This is a genomic window from Neptuniibacter caesariensis, from assembly GCF_000153345.1.
Lineage (GTDB): Bacteria > Pseudomonadota > Gammaproteobacteria > Pseudomonadales > Balneatricaceae > Neptuniibacter > Neptuniibacter caesariensis.
Genome location: NZ_CH724126.1, coordinates 745,148 through 760,854, shown reverse-complemented (window position 1 = coordinate 760,854; position 15,707 = coordinate 745,148). Strand labels below are relative to the sequence as shown.

Annotated in this window: 15 protein-coding genes; 4 read left to right on the top strand and 11 right to left on the bottom strand. The window is 45.4% G+C overall.

Going from position 1 to position 15,707, the window contains the following annotated elements; all coding sequences use genetic code 11:
- Nucleotides 1-9 precede the first annotated feature (9 nt).
- The 9 genes from MED92_RS13240 to rpsB form a co-directional block, all read right to left on the bottom strand.
- Nucleotides 10-507, bottom strand: coding sequence for an OmpH/Skp family outer membrane protein (locus MED92_RS13240; RefSeq protein WP_007022067.1), 498 nt, complete (start codon nt 505-507; stop codon nt 10-12).
- 10 nt (nt 508-517) lie between these two features.
- On the bottom strand, nt 518-2,836 hold the full coding sequence (gene bamA, locus MED92_RS13235; protein ID WP_007022066.1) for an outer membrane protein assembly factor BamA: 2,319 nt from the start codon (nt 2,834-2,836) through the stop codon (nt 518-520).
- A gap of 45 nt (nt 2,837-2,881) precedes the next feature.
- Entirely contained in the window at nt 2,882-4,237 is a 1,356-nt protein-coding gene (gene rseP, locus MED92_RS13230) for a sigma E protease regulator RseP (RefSeq protein ID WP_007022065.1), read from the bottom strand.
- Between the two features lie 7 nt (nt 4,238-4,244).
- Nucleotides 4,245-5,057 carry a phosphatidate cytidylyltransferase gene (locus tag MED92_RS13225; RefSeq protein WP_007022064.1) on the bottom strand — a complete coding sequence of 271 codons (813 nt, stop codon included), beginning with the start codon at nt 5,055-5,057 and terminating at the stop codon, nt 4,245-4,247.
- Entirely contained in the window at nt 5,050-5,811 is a 762-nt protein-coding gene (uppS, locus tag MED92_RS13220; protein ID WP_007022063.1) for a polyprenyl diphosphate synthase, read from the bottom strand. The genes MED92_RS13225 and uppS overlap by 8 nt, the downstream gene beginning before the upstream one ends.
- 39 nt (nt 5,812-5,850) lie before the next feature.
- On the bottom strand, nt 5,851-6,408 hold the full coding sequence (gene frr, locus MED92_RS13215; RefSeq protein WP_007022062.1) for a ribosome recycling factor: 558 nt from the start codon (nt 6,406-6,408) through the stop codon (nt 5,851-5,853).
- Nucleotides 6,398-7,156 (bottom strand): UMP kinase, encoded by a 759-nt coding sequence (gene pyrH / locus MED92_RS13210; RefSeq protein ID WP_007022061.1) that lies wholly within the window; start codon nt 7,154-7,156, stop codon nt 6,398-6,400. Before pyrH ends, frr begins: the two co-directional genes overlap by 11 nt.
- A gap of 97 nt (nt 7,157-7,253) precedes the next feature.
- Entirely contained in the window at nt 7,254-8,114 is an 861-nt protein-coding gene (tsf, locus tag MED92_RS13205) for a translation elongation factor Ts (protein ID WP_007022060.1), read from the bottom strand.
- A 106-nt stretch (nt 8,115-8,220) separates the two neighbouring features.
- Nucleotides 8,221-8,961 (bottom strand): 30S ribosomal protein S2, encoded by a 741-nt coding sequence (rpsB, locus tag MED92_RS13200; RefSeq protein WP_007022059.1) that lies wholly within the window; start codon nt 8,959-8,961, stop codon nt 8,221-8,223.
- 258 nt (nt 8,962-9,219) lie between these two features.
- Between rpsB and map the strand changes: the two genes are divergently transcribed.
- From map to MED92_RS13185, 3 genes are read left to right on the top strand one after another with little or no spacing between them, the layout of a single operon-like run.
- Nucleotides 9,220-10,011: a type I methionyl aminopeptidase gene (gene map, locus MED92_RS13195; RefSeq protein WP_007022058.1), complete on the top strand. Its 792-nt coding sequence runs from the start codon at nt 9,220-9,222 to the stop codon at nt 10,009-10,011.
- An 18-nt stretch (nt 10,012-10,029) separates the two neighbouring features.
- On the top strand, nt 10,030-12,729 hold the full coding sequence (locus MED92_RS13190) for a [protein-PII] uridylyltransferase (protein WP_007022057.1): 2,700 nt from the start codon (nt 10,030-10,032) through the stop codon (nt 12,727-12,729).
- 15 nt (nt 12,730-12,744) lie between these two features.
- Entirely contained in the window at nt 12,745-13,038 is a 294-nt protein-coding gene (locus MED92_RS13185) for a DUF1244 domain-containing protein (RefSeq protein WP_007022056.1), read from the top strand.
- A gap of 59 nt (nt 13,039-13,097) precedes the next feature.
- Here MED92_RS13185 and MED92_RS13180 read toward each other — a convergent pair whose 3' ends face one another.
- Both MED92_RS13180 and MED92_RS13175 read right to left on the bottom strand, forming a co-directional pair.
- A complete protein-coding gene (locus tag MED92_RS13180) occupies nt 13,098-13,586 on the bottom strand; it encodes an LPP20 family lipoprotein (RefSeq protein ID WP_007022055.1) in 489 nt (162 codons plus the stop codon).
- The gene (locus MED92_RS13175; protein ID WP_007022054.1) at nt 13,587-14,318 is read right to left on the bottom strand and encodes a FlgO family outer membrane protein; all 732 of its coding nucleotides are present in this window, start codon (nt 14,316-14,318) and stop codon (nt 13,587-13,589) included. It abuts the gene before it with no gap.
- Between the two features lie 144 nt (nt 14,319-14,462).
- Here MED92_RS13175 and MED92_RS13170 point away from each other — a divergent pair, with 144 nt between their 5' ends.
- On the top strand, nt 14,463-15,677 hold the full coding sequence (locus tag MED92_RS13170; RefSeq protein WP_007022053.1) for a flagellar assembly protein T N-terminal domain-containing protein: 1,215 nt from the start codon (nt 14,463-14,465) through the stop codon (nt 15,675-15,677).
- Nucleotides 15,678-15,707 lie beyond the last annotated feature (30 nt).

Sequence of the window (15,707 nt, the reverse complement as noted above, 5' to 3'; positions counted from 1 at the left end):
TCCAAGCAATTACTGTTTGTTCAGTAGTTCTACAACCTTAGGGGTTATATCAAGTTCTTTTTTGGCGAAAAGAGTCGCTTGTTTAGCAATGACAGCGTCATAGCCTTCTTTTTCGATTAAACCGCGAATCACTTTATCCAAGCGAGGTTTCATCTCCTGAATAAACGCCTGTTCACGTTCCATTCTTTTCTGCTGAAGTGCCTGCCCCGAACGCTGATATTCAGCAAACACTTTCTGGAATTGAATCTTCAGCTTTTTCAGTTCCTCTTTAGAGACAAGGTCTTTATTCTTGGCAATCTTCTCTCTTGCCGCCTTTACTTGCTTTTCAAGATCAAGAACCTTTTGCTCGTCTTTCGCAAACTCACTTTTCAGTTTCGCACGAAAGTCAGCGGCTGCTTCAGATGCTAGTAGTGCTTGCTGTACCCCTAATACCGCTATTTTTTCAGCATTTGCATTAAAACTAATACCTAAAGCCAAAACCAAACTGCAAACAACTTTAATATTCATAAATAATCCCTTAGAACGTTTGACCCAGTGCGAACTGGAATACTTCAGTTTCATCTCCAGACTTGTCATTAAGAGGTGCCGCTATCGCAAACGATAGAGGACCAATTGGCGTCAACCAGCTTAATCCGAAGCCAGCAGAGTATCTAAGCTCATCCAGTTTGATACCCTCTTCGCAATTACCAGCAATTGATGCAGATGAGCACTGCGTATCAAATACGTTCCCGGCATCAACAAATAACAAGGTTCTCCAACCTGACTGGTCTTTAACAAATGGAGTAGGGAAGATAAATTCCGCACCGCCTGTTATAAGTACATCACCACCAAATGGATCGTTTTTAGAATCTCTAGGCCCAAGCGAATTCTGTTCAAAGCCTCGTACAGTTTTCAGGCCTCCTGCAAAGAAATGCTTATAGAATGGATACTCGTTACCACCTAACTCCCCTCCATAACCAAAACGGCCTCTCAAAGAAAGTACCCAATTTCGATTGTCATCCAGCGGACGGTAGTACTTTGTATTAAATGAGGCTTTGTAATAACTCAAATCGCTACCAGGCAAGCCCAATTCAAGTGACGCTGTATGCGAATAACCTTTTGTTGGGAAGAAACCTCTATTTAGATGATTATCCGTCCAGGTCGAACGCAGAATCATATTAAAATAGTCGTTACCTTCATCTGCAATATATTGATTAATCTCAGCCGGGGTCTCAGTTGCATTGGTATTAATCGACACCTGCTCTAGATTCAAACCAAAGTTCAGACGCTGATAATCATCGATCGGATAACCAAAGTTCACTCCCCCACCAATCTCATCGGTAGAGAAGGCACTGGTGTTATCTTCATCAAAATCTCGCTCACGATAATACAGACTGAAACCGCGGCTCACGCCATCAACTGTATAATATGGATCTACATAGCTGTAAGAATACTCGGTTAAGGTATCACTATTAGAGATCCCAACACCCACCTTCTTACCCGTACCTAAGAAATTATCTTGTTGTAGATTGAAACCAAGAATAATACCTGAGTTCTGAGAGAAACCGAGACTTGCCGAAAACGAACCTGACTGCTGTTCTTCCACAACGTAACTAACATCAACTAAATCATCGCTTCCAGGAACAGAGGTAGTCTCGACATTCACAGACTTAAAGTAACCCGTTTTTTCTAAACGCACTTTAGACTGTTCAATCATCTCGTTTGATGCAACAGCAGACTCCATCTGTTTCAAATGCTGCCTAATCACATCATCAGCAGTCCTGGTATTTCCACTAATATTTATTCTTCGTACATAGGTACGCTTACCAGGATCCAGGAAGAATTTAACCGTTACTGTATTATCGTCATGAACCTCTGGAACTGGTGAGATATTGGCAAACATATAACCGGCATTACCAATTGTTGTAGCTAGTGCATCTTGTGATTCAACAATAAGCTTACGAGAAAAAGTCTGCCCTTCCTCAACTCGCACTGTCTCCATTAACTGATTTTCAGGGACAACCATTTCGCCCGCTATATCTACAGCGCGAATAGTATGTTTCTCACCTTCGGTAACATTAACAGTAATGAAAATATTCTTCTTGTCAGGGGTAATAGATACTTGCGTTGAATCGATAGAGAAGTTGGCATACCCGCTATCTAGGTAGTACGAACGAAGCTTTTCAAGATCACCTGATAACTTCTGGCGAGCGTAACGATCATCTTTTTTATAGAACGACCAGAAATGAGGTAATTTCAGGGAGAAAAGTTCTTTAAGTTCTTCATCCGTATATACAGTGTTACCCACTATATTGATGTGCTGTATGGTAGCAATCTGACCTTCGGCAACATCGATATTAAGTGCAACCCTATTACCCGGTAATGTTTCTACGTCAGTAGTTACAGACGCACCATAACGGCCTTGCGAGGCATAAACACGAACCAGGTCCTGTTTAATGGATTCCAATGTTGCTCGTTTGAATACATCACCTTCCTGAAGACCACCCTGCTTCAAGCCCTCGAGCAGCATTTCAGTTTCGATAACATCATTACCTTCAATACGAATAAGACTTACAGAGGGGCGCTCCAGCAGCTTCAAAACAAGCACACCGTTATCACGGGAAAGCTTCACATCGTCGAAGTAACCAGTCTTAAATAGCTTTCTGGTTGCTTTTGCAAGAGCAGCTGAACTGACCTGATCACCCGCAGTAATAGGAAAGTTACGGAACACTAGCCCAGGGGATACACGCTGTAATCCCTCCAGACGAATATCCTGAATCTCAAAAGACGAATTGTTTGCCTGAGCCACGCTGGACCAGATCACTAGTGCTAACAGAAGACCAATGCTGCGTTTCATGAAGTACTTCTTTTTCCGTAATAAATTCGTAAAGCCGTAGTGTTTTTACAGCCGCATAAAGTCATTAAACAAAGCCACAAACATCAACGAGAGTAGCAGTGCCATTCCAACTTTGAGCCCAAGCACTTGCAGCCTCTCACTTACAGGCTTACCTGTTATCAGCTCAACTGAATAATAAAGTAGATGCCCACCATCTAGCACAGGTATCGGCAACAGATTCAAAATACCTAAACTAATGCTTAAGTAAGCCAGGAAGCTAATATAATACTCAAAACCTGCCGAAGCTTGGGCACCCGCCACTTTAGCAATGGTTATGGGCCCACTCAAGTTTTTTACCGAGATAACCCCTTCAATCATCTTCCAGATTGAATCCAAAGTCAGGGCAATCATCTGCCAGGTTTTTTCTACAGACTTACCAACAGCGGCTATTAAGTCATACTTAACGGTACGCTTATATTGCTCAGGCCAGCCTACCGCTTGCGCCCCGATGCCGACAAAGCCGTACTGGACTGCATTTTTTCCTTCTTTCGCCTCAGGACGCAACTGGATATCAAGCAGCAAACCACCACGCTTAATGTTCAGATTGAGCAACGTCTCCGGACTAGCCTGAACAATCTTCACAAAAGCCGCCCAATCTTCGATCTCAGTGCCATCGACACTAATAATCTGATCGCCAATCTCCAGACCTGACTGCTTACCTCGCCCTTCAGGAGAAAGTTCAGCTATGACCGCAGGCTGATGGGGACGCCAAGGTTTCAATCCAAGCGCACTTACTGGCGATTCACGATCAACATCAATCTCCCACTCAGAGATCTGAACTTCATATTGCTCAGCTAACGTAGTTCCTTCAGGCTTAACCTCAAGTGAAATCACCCCACTTTCGCCGACCCGGGCAGCCAACCGCAAGTTAACATCATCCCAGGTACCGGTCTTAAAGCCATCAACACTGACAATTTCCCCAGGAAAGGGAATAGCCAAGGAGGATACTGGTTTATTATCAGCAACCCCTCCCACCACTGGAGCAACGGTAGAAATGCCGTATCCATACATAATCCAGTATGCAAATACAGCAAATATAAGATTAACAAGAGGGCCAGCAGCAACAATAGCTATACGCTGAATAACGGGTTTGCGATTAAATGCCTGATCCAACAGCTCCGGCGAAACATCACCCTCTCGCTCATCCAGCATCTTAACGTAACCACCCAAAGGAATAGCCGCAATGACATATTCAGTGCCATCTTTACCAACACGACTAAAGAGGGGGCTACCGAATCCAACCGAGAATCGAAGCACCTTCACACCGCAACGGCGTGCGACATAGTAATGCCCCCACTCATGGATTGTTACCAAAATCCCTAAGGTTATGATTGTCGCAAGAATTGTATGCAGCAGATCCATACTAAATTTAACTTGCTATCAAATACTGCATTCCCAGCACGAACACTGGAGATGCTGCGGTTAGACTATCAATTCGATCAAGAATACCACCATGCCCAGGAAGCAATTGACTACTATCCTTAATCCCACGATGTCTTTTCAACATACTCTCGAACAGATCACCAAGCACAGACACAACCCCGGTCAAAACAGCTAAGCCCAGCAGCATGATCAATTGAGAAGCTTCAAAACCACTGTATATGGCATAACCAATAGCCACTATAGCCGTACTGAACAAGCCACCATAAACACCCTCTCGGGTTTTACCCGGGCTTACATGAGGGGCCAGCTTATTGCGCCCAAACCGTTTTCCTGCAAAGTAAGCCCCAACATCAGCTCCCCATACAAGTAAAAACAGAAGCAATATCAATAGCTCACCATTGTCAGAAGCTTTCATACTAACAAAAGCCAACCAACAGGGAACAAGTACAACAAAACCGATCAAAGCTCGCTGCCAGGAGCGCGCCCAGCCTACACTCTGCGGATAGCGCATCACCCAGACGAGTGCAATCAACCAAGCAAATGCTGAAACCAGTAGAATGGAGCTTACCGGAAGATCAGCGTAAGAAAGGTGTAATCCCAGTATAGCCAACGCCATTATCAGAACATATGTATAGCGTTTGAGGGCTTTATCGTAGCCCGAAAGATTTGCCCACTCCCAGGCTGCCAATAAAATTGCAGCATCTAGGAAATAGATAAAAGAGGAAAGAGGAAGCGCAAAGACGCCCAACAAAGCAAGAGGAGCTAAAACGATTGCCGTAAAAACCCGCTGTTTAAGCATTCGATTCAGCCTCTACCTGTTCACTGGTTTTGCCAAAGCGGCGCTGTCGACCCGAATAATCAACAACTGCTTTCTTAAGGTGTTCTTTATCAAAGTCAGGCCAATATGCATCGGAAAAGAACAGCTCAGTATAAGCAAACTGCCAGATTAAAAAGTTACTAATCCGCTGCTCTCCACCCGTTCTAATACAAAGGTCCGGCTCAGGAATATCAGCAAGGGATATGTTTTGTGCAAATAATGTTTCATTAATATCTGCAGGCTGGATCGATCCTGACTGACATAGCTCTGCCAATCGTTGAGCTGCCGAAACTATATCCCAGCGCCCCCCGTAGTTTGCCGCGATATTCAAATGCAGCCCATCACAATCCTGCGTCATCCCTTCCACCTTCTCTATCTTAGCCTGAAGAGATGAACTAAATGCTGTTTTATCACCAACTACTCGTAACCGAATATTATTCTTAACCAGCTTTTTCGCTTCGCGATCCAAAGCCAGTTTAAACAACTCCATCAATCCTTTTACCTCCAAAGGAGGTCTTTTCCAGTTTTCCGAACTAAATGCAAACAGGGTAAGCGCCTCGACTCCCATTTCCATGCAGCCTTCAATTACTGAACGAACACAGTCGACACCGGCTTTATGACCTGCCAGGCCAGGCAAACGACGCTCCTTTGCCCAACGATTATTACCATCCATAATGATGGCAATATGCCGGGGGATCTTAAGTCCATTTTCAGTCGATAGATTTTCTGATGACATGAGCAAAAACCAGCGGCACTTTCACAGTGCCGCATTTGATCAGATTTCCATTAGATCTTTTTCTTTTTGTTCCAGAAGGCTATCAACCTCCGCAACATGCTTATCCGTAATTTTCTGAACCTGATCTTCACCGCGGCGCTGATCATCTTCAGTAATTTCCTTTTCCTTAAGAAGATCCTTTAGATCTCCATTTGCATCACGGCGAATATTACGAATGGCAACACGAGCATTTTCAGCTTCTGCGCGCGCCTGCTTGATATAACCTTTACGTGTTTCCTCAGTTAGAGGAGGCATTGGTACACGAATGTTTTCGCCAGCAGTCGCTGGATTCAAGCCCAGATCAGAAGTCATGATCGCTTTTTCAATCACTGGCACCATTGGCTTTTCCCATGGCACGATGGACAGAGTTCGACCGTCTTCAACAGAGATATTCGCAACCTGACTTAGCGGCACATCAGATCCATAATAAGATACCTGAATGCCTTCAAGGATACTTGGATGCGCACGACCTGTACGAATTTTTTTAAAGTTGTTTACCAGCGCTTCCACACTCTTCTGCATGCGCTCGGTAGCATCCTGAGTAATTTCATTCAGCATATTTTTCTCCAACCGTTTCACTGCAATCAATCAGGGTCCCTTCATCACCACCTACCACTAGGTTGGCGAGAGCACCTGGTTTATTCATATTAAAAACCCGAACAGGCATATTATGATCACGGGTCAGACAGATCGCTGTCAGATCCATCACACCTAACTGCTGTTCAATTACTTCGTCATAATTCAGATGACGATAACGTCGTGCAGTTGGCTCCTTAACAGGGTCGGCAGTATACACACCGTCAACTTTGGTCGCTTTTAGCACAACATCCGCTTCCACTTCGATACCACGAAGGCAAGCAGCAGAATCTGTAGTAAAAAATGGGTTACCGGTACCTGCCGCAAAAATCACAACATCACCTTGATTCAAATAGCGCATAGCATTGCGTCGATCATAATGATCTACAACACCGCTCATCGGAATAGCGGACATGACACGCGTATTGATATTACTTCTTTCCAGCGCATCACGCATAGCAAGCGCATTCATAACCGTCGCCAGCATACCCATGTGATCGCCAGTCACTCGATCCAAACCAGCGGCATTCAAAGCCGCACCGCGGAACAAGTTTCCGCCACCAATCACCATGCCCACCTGGACACCGATACCGACGAGCTGACCAATCTCTAGCGCCATACGATTCAGCACATTAGAGTCGATACCAAAGCTTTCTTCGCCCATAAGCGCTTCGCCGCTAAGCTTAAGTAAAATTCGTTTATATTTGGATTGTTTTTCGGTAGATGGCATCCGTATATCTCCGCAGAATTTGAGATCAGGAGAGTGTAGCAGGAAAAGGGGGGATTGCGCATGCAGAACATGCGCAATCGAAAGGCTTTACAACAACTTAGCCGTTCAGCTGAGCAGCAACTTCTGCAGCGAAGTCAACTTCTTCAACTTCAATACCTTCACCCACTTCAATACGAGTGAAAGATGTAACTGTAGCACCAGCATCTTTAGCAACCTGACCCACTTTCTGATCAGGGTTTTTAACGAATGCTTGTTCTACCAGGCTATTTTCAGCCAGGAACTTGTTGATACGACCAGTAACCATCTTCTCTGCAATCTCTGCAGGCTTGCTAGCCATATCAGGCTGAGCCAGGATGATCTCTTTCTCTTTCTCAACAACTTCAGCAGGCATATCTTCTTTGTTAACAACCTGTGGGTTAACAGCAGTAACATGCATAGCGATGTCTTTAGCTGTTTCGTTGTTTCCGCCATCAAGCTGAACAAGCGCAGCAATTTTGTTGTTACTGTGTACGTAAGCACCAACAACGCCACCTTCAACCAGGAATACGCGACGCACGCCGATGTTCTCGCCGATTTTCTGAACCAACGCATCACGCGCATCGTTCAATTCACCAGCCATTAGCGCTTCAACGTCAGTTGCTTTATCAGCAAACGCTTTGTCCAGAACAACATTTGCGAAAGCCAGGAAGCCTTCGTCACGTGCAGCAAAGTCAGTCTCAGAGTTAACTTCTACTGCTACAGCGTAGCTGCTATCGTCAGCAACTTTAACAACTACAACACCTTCAGCTGCAGTACGGCCTGCTTTTTTAGCAGCCTTCATACCAGAAGCTTTACGCAGCTCTTCAATCGCTTTTTCGATGTCGCCACCAGCTTCTTTAAGTGCTTTTTTACACTCCATCATGCCCAGACCAGTACGGTCGCGCAGATCTTTAACCATTGCAGCGGAAATGTTCGCCATATCGGATACCCCTATAAAATAGTCACGGGTTAATCAAAAAATCCAAAAAAGGGGGCCAGGCCCCCTCTATTGTCAAAGAGAATAACTAACTGAATTGACAGTTAGATTACTCAGCCGCAGCCTGATTCTCTTCAACTTCAACGAATTCGTTTTTGTCGCCAGCAGTTGCTTCAGTGCCTTCTAGGCAAGCATCTGCAGCAGACTTAACGTAAATCTGGATAGCGCGTAGCGCATCGTCGTTACCTGGAATAACAACATCAACACCATCAGGGTTGCTGTTTGTATCAACAACACCGATTACTGGGATACCCAGCTTGTTCGCTTCGTTTACAGCGATACGCTCGTGATCTACATCGATAACGAACAGAGCATCAGGCAGACCACCCATCTCTTTGATACCGCCGATAGAACGTTCCAGCTTCTCCATTTCACGCTGACGCATCAGAGCTTCTTTCTTAGTCAGCTTTTCGAAAGTACCGTCCTGGCTCTGTGATTCCAGATCACGCAGACGACGGATAGACTGACGAATAGTTTTGTAGTTAGTCAGCATACCACCCAACCAGCGATGGTTTACGTAAGGCATGCCCGCACGGCTAGCTTCTTCTTTAACGATTTTGCTAGCTGCACGTTTAGTACCAACAAACAGAACCTTGTTCTTGTTCGCAGCCATGTTCTGGATGTTATCCAGCGCACCGTTTAGTGCTGGCAGCGTGTGCTCAAGGTTGATGATATGGATCTTGTTACGAGCACCAAAAATGAACTTGGACATTTTTGGGTTCCAGTAACGAGTCTGGTGACCGAAGTGAACGCCTGCTTTAAGCAGGTCACGCATAGTAATTTTAGCCATTGTATTTCCTAAAATTGGGTTAAACCTCCACGACCCCCAACACCCAACCCGAAGGCACCCTGAGCATTGTGACGGAACGTGTGTGATATGTATTTTTTGCTTACGCAAATTGAGCGCGGATTTATACCATAATCAACCAATAATATAAAGCCTATTTATCTTCACTACAGAGGATTGCTACAATCAGTTTTAATTGAAACTACGTATCCATGCAGTTTGCATGGGTAAAAGCAGAATCACAGGAACAACTGGCCACTTATGAGCATCAAAATCAAGACACCTGAAGAGATCGAAAAAATGCGCCTCGCCGGCAAATTAGCCGCCGAAGTACTCGAAATGATTGAGCCATACGTGAAGCCAGGTGTAACCACAAACGAATTAAATCAAATCTGCCACGATTACATCGTTGATAAACAGAATGCTATCCCAGCACCACTTAACTATCACGGTTTTCCCAAATCAATCTGCACTTCAGTAAACCAGGTGGTGTGCCATGGCATTCCCAACGACAAAAAGCTGAAAGATGGCGACATTATCAATATAGACATCACGGTTATCAAAGATGGCTATCACGGCGATACCAGTAAGATGTTTTTTGTTGGTAAAGAATTACCCCACGCACGACGCCTTGTAGATATCACCCTTGAGTGCATGTACCGCGGCATCCGACTGGTTAAACCGGGCGCTCGCTTAGGTGATATTGGCCATAGCATTCAAACTTACGCAGAACAAAATCACTATACGGTTGTTCGTGAATACTGCGGCCATGGGATTGGAGCTGAATTCCATGAAGAACCACAAGTCCTTCATTATGGCAAAGCTGACACGGGTGAAATTCTGGAAGAAGGGATGACCTTTACCATCGAGCCGATGATTAATGCCGGAAAACGGCAAGTTAAATTATCCAAGAAAGATGGCTGGACAGTTGAAACGTCAGATCGCCGACTATCAGCACAGTGGGAGCACACAATTCTAGTAACCGCAGATGGTTATGAAATTCTTACCTATCGTTCAGATGACAGCATCGAACGCATAGGCAAAGCAGAGTAGATATTTAAAGTTCACCTTATGCCGAACACATTACTACAGCAACTCGCAGAAGAAGAGATCATCAATATTGCTGAGTTTCGCGAAGAACTCAGCAATGCACCGTCTGCCATTCCGGTTTACAAAGCCGCTTTGACAAAAATCAGGGAAGAGCTTGATGAACGTTTCAAGAATGGGGAAGACATAAGGAAACTTATCTATGGCCGAGCCTGGGAAATTGACCGCCTGCTTCAGGTAGCCTGGGAACAATTTTCATGGCCACTGGATAAGATTGCCCTGATTGCTGTCGGTGGTTACGGCCGAGGTGAACTTCACCCCCACTCTGATATCGATCTACTGATCCTTTTAGATGACAGTATCGAACCCGAATCATTTCATGATTCTATAAGCGGCTTCCTGACACTCTTATGGGATATTAATCTCGATATCGGCTCTAGCGTTCGCAACCTGAGCGAATGCTACAAAGAAGCGCAAAACGATATAACGATCGCGACTAATCTGATCGAATCCCGGACCCTAAACGGCAATGATCAGTTACATACTCGCATGTACGAGATGGTCACATCTGAGGGCGCCTGGACAGATAAAGAGTTCTTTATCGCCAAACTAAAAGAACAGAAAGGTCGTCACCAGAAGACCAATAATACCGAGTACAACCTTGAACCTAATCTTAAAAACTCTCCCGGTGGGCTTCGCGATCTGCAAACTATCGGCTGGGTCGCTAAACGCCATTTTGGTTCTACCTATATCCGTGATCTGGTATCCGACGGTTTCTTAACAGAAACAGAGCTTGATATCCTGAACAAAGGCGAGCTGTATCTCTGGTCAGTACGCTATGCAATGCACATGCTTTGCAAACGCCGGGAAGATCGCCTTTTATTCGATCATCAACGCTCGCTTGCAGAGTTTTTCGGTTACGAAGATGAAGAGGGAAAACTTGCCGTAGAGCAATTCATGGCTAAGTATTACCGTATAGCCATGGCCATGTCGGAATTTAACGACATGCTTCTCCAGCACTTTGATGAAGCGATTTTACGTGCCGATGAAGAGCAAGTAATCGTTCCTCTCAACAATCGTTTCCAGATCCATAACGACTTCCTAGAAGTCACATATGAAACTGTGTTTGAGCACCACCCTTTCGCGCTGATGGAGTTATTTGTCCTACTCGCGCAGAACACGCAGATTAAGGGCGTACGCGCTTCAACCATCCGACTTATTCGCGACAACCGGCATAAGGTCGATGATGAATTCCGCTCAGACATCCGAAACACCAGCCTGTTTATGGAGCTACTCCGCTCCCCTGAGCGCGTTTCAACCGAACTCAAAAGAATGACCCGTTACGGGATTCTTGGGCGTTATCTGCCTGAGTTTGGGCGCATCATAGGCCAGATGCAGCACGACCTTTTCCATATCTATACGGTCGACGCGCATACTATGAAGGTCATCCAGAAATGCCGTCAGTTTAGGCACAATGATTACCGCGAAGAGTTCCCGATCTGCCACCGCATAGTCAATCAACTGCCTAAAATAGAGTTGCTTTATATCGCCGGTCTATTTCATGACATTGCTAAAGGCCGTGGCGGAGACCATTCCGAGCTAGGAGCCGTCGATGCGATTGAGTTCTGCCAAAGCCATTATTTAGGAAAATGGGATACACATCTGGTTTCATGGCTGGTTGAAAACCATTTGCTAATGTCGATGACCGCACAGCGTAAGGACATTTCTGATCCTGAAGTTATCCACACTTTTGCTCAACAAGTGCGCGACGTCGTTCATCTTGATTATCTCTATGTTCTGACTATTGCTGATATCAACGCCACTAACCATTCCCTATGGAACAGCTGGCGAGCGACGTTAATGCGCAAACTATACACCGATACCAAACGCGCATTACGCCGCGGGCTTGAGAACCCAATCAACAAAGAAGACCGCATAGAGCAGATCCAGAATGAAGCCCTGGTTTTATTACAGCGCCAGGGCGTCAACGGAGATGATATTGAGAAGCTATGGTCCAGCATAGGGGATGACTATTTCCTGAGGGAAACCGCCCAAAGCATCTCGGAGCACACTAAAGCAATTCTTGAACACCTGAACCCAGACGAGCCACTGGTACTCATTCGACAAACCTCGCATCGGGTGTTCGAAGGGGCGACTGAGATCTTTATCTACAGTGCTGACATCAAGAACCTGTTCGCCGCAACGGTGGCGGCTATGGATCAGTTACATCTGAATATTCAGGATGCACGTATTATCGTCACCGACAGCGGCGAAGTTCTGAACACTTACACAGTGCTTTCTGATGACAACACCCCACTGTCTGAAAACCCTGATCATCTGAAAAGCATCAAGCAACGCCTGATAGAAGAACTCGACGACCCGAATGACTACCCTGAAATCATTCAGAGAAGAGTACCTAGACAAATGAAGCTTTTTGCTACGCCAACCCAGGTTTTCCTTAGCAATGATGCGATCGCCCATCAAACCGTCCTGGAAGTCATCACACCGGATCGCCCAGGCCTACTGGCAAGAATTGGCGGCATTTTTGCTGCTCATAATCTGTCAGTACGTAAAGCCAAAATTGCCAGTGTTGGCGAGCGTGTCGAGGACTTTTTCTTCATTACTGATGAACAGGGTCTACCCATATCAGACCCTGAGCTATGCCAACAATTACAAAATGAAATATGCCAGCAACTGGATGAACATATCCAGCATGAGAGCTAGATAAGCGGAGCCAATATGGACAAGCAACAACAAAATGAGATCGAAGCAGCAGTATTCCGACGCCTACTAGAACATTTGGACAACCGCAAAGACGTACAGAATATAGATCTGATGATCCTGGCAGGCTTCTGTCGCAACTGCCTGAGCAAATGGTATAAAGCTGAAGCAGAAAAGCGTGGTGTGGAAGTTGACTACGATGCAGCAAGAGAGCTTGTCTATGGCGAGTCGTACGATAGCTGGAAAGATAAATATCAGACGAAAGCCACACCGGAACAACTAGCTGCTTTCGAGGCAACTCAGCAAAAATAATGCAAACAATACAAATAAAAAAGGGAGCAATAGCTCCCTTTTTTATGATCTAAAGATATTTACTTGCTGATCCAGGCACGCTGCACCTGATTCATATCCACTTCCAGGGTAGTCGCATAAGTATCTTCCTGCACAGGAAAGGTTTTCACCACTCTCGCCCCCCTTACGATACCTGACACAGCGGTTTTAAACTGATCACTCTGCAGGACCATATCCTGAACTGTCGTCGTGCCGAACATATACTGCCCATGCACAACGCCCGCCAATTCCTGATAAGCGCGTAACTTAGAAGCACGCATGGCCATCAGAATTTTATGCTGTTTGGTTTGACCAGGCTGAAGGCTAATAGGAGCATACCCTGTAGCACGAACCCAATTAGGTTCTTTCGGCTCTTCAACACGGGTAGGAAAGTTAATATCCGGTAAGGCTTCGACCATATCGATGGTTGTTTCTACTGCCGTCTCACATCCTTGCAAAGCAGAAAGTATCAGCACAAGCACTGAGGCACTTAACAGACGGTGTAGTTTATCTCTGACAATTTTCATCATTTACCTGCCTACTGGCCCACCACGGTTCTCTATGATCATCCCCTTATTAAGGGCTTCTAAAGGGTTGTACCCTGGAATACCACCTTCAAGGCGCGCGTTCGACACATGGCTTTGCCCTGTAGCAAGAACCTGCCGTGTTGTTGTATCAATAACCCGCGCATTGATTACCATTCCGTCAGAATGTTGTGCATAAGTTCCGGTAACCAGGAAGTAAATTTTATAACGCACCCTGAGCGCCGATAGATTTTGTTTCGATAGCGGCTGTTTGGTCGATGTAGTTAAGCCCGCTGCACGGTAATCCACCATATTGTATCCATGCTGTTGCAACTGGTAGATAAAGGCTTGCTCCAAGCGCTCACCAAAGCGCCCGACACGTCTTTCATTGTGAAGGTTCGTAAAAGGTACAACCGCCACAGGAAAACGCTTTACTCTATTCTGCTGCAACCCCACATTCATCTGCACAGCCATCTGCGCCACGGCTTCACTTAGAGGATCAAGACCATTAGGTAAACTATCTACCTGAACCACCTGACGCTGCAGCATCGCCTGCTCTTTATCCAACAAGGCCTCTTTTTCTGCAATATGCGCCTCTTCCAACTTGTGAAGTTCCGCTACAACTTCAGGGCTCATACTCTCAATATGAACCCTTTCAGGGGGAGCATCTTCCTTTTTTATCTGCTGAAGGCACCCACTCAACATGGCAACAAACACCAGCAGTAAAACTTTTTTCATCCCGACCTTCCAAACTATGGGGTTAAGCTTCACAATCTAACATATTCATTTGGGGAGCCAAACCAAAACTATATCCCCAACAACCATTTACAACACTATAGCAATTGCATACCGTCTCATAGAGTAATCGGTCACAGGTGGAATATGTTTAATTTGCTCATTCGGCTTACAGTGCTTTGCATCCTTCTTATCATGCCACGAATTGCATTAAGTGCGATTGTCGAAGCAGAAGGGATGGCCATCATTCATAACAACGATATAAGTTCGGCTCGTGAAGCGGCCATTCTCGATGCCTCTCAGCAAGCCTCAATGCAAGCGGCTGTCTACGTTTCCAGTAGTCAAATTGTTCGTGACGGCATCCTGCAGATCGATAACATGCAGATCAGCACTTTAGGTAAAGTGAGCAACATCGAAATTGTCGATGAAAAAGTGATCGGAAATCGCTTACAGATCAGAATTAGAGCGGATGTGCTTGTTGATCAAGGATGCGAGAACGGCGTAACAAACCAATATTCAAAATCTATCGCTTTTACAGCTTTTCCGGTAACCAACCTCAGACAACTCAGCCTGGGCGGACTACAAAATATCAGCAGTGATTTTTCAGCAAGCCTTAGCCAACATGCGCAAAAGGAAAGCGGAATCGTTGCCCACAACATCAGCAAGCTCAACATTTCTCTTACCAACCCGGCAAGCCTGCCAGACCAGCTGGATGAACGCGCTATAAATGCAGTAACTTCACAACTGAACGGCAGCACTCCCAACTACATTGTCAGCGGAATCATCAATGACGTATCAATGATTGATCCTCGCACTCACACTGAAGACAACTACTTTGTCGATCTCTACAACCGTCTGGACTATAAAAGCAAAAAGCACCTGAGAAACTTCGATATCAGCTTTTTTGTTTACGATGGTTATTCGGGAAATTTAGTTGCCCAAAAACAATATCAAACAGCCGGATTATGGAATCTCGACCGCACGATCAAAACAGGCTTCAACACAGCCGGTTTTCGAAAGCAGGATTATGGGCAAAAGGTTAATAAACTAGAAAAGCAGATTATCGAGAATCTAAGTACAGACCTTCATTGCGAGCCTTTCACAGCCCAAATTACCAGAACTCTTGATAAGCAGTTGTGGATAAATTCAGGCAAACGCCATGGAATCAAGCGTGGCGACAAGATGACGGTTTATCGAAAATCTACATTTTTCGGCAACGATATGCGGGCGACTACTGATCTGATTAACACTCAGCAAACGCTTATCATTGAAGATGTACAAATGAACACAGCTTCAGGCCGTCTTACGTCAGCAGCTGAATCATTCAACATCCGCCCTGGTGACCTTGCTATCGCGAGGTAAGATAGCTAAGGGGCGCCTGAAGAATCTTCT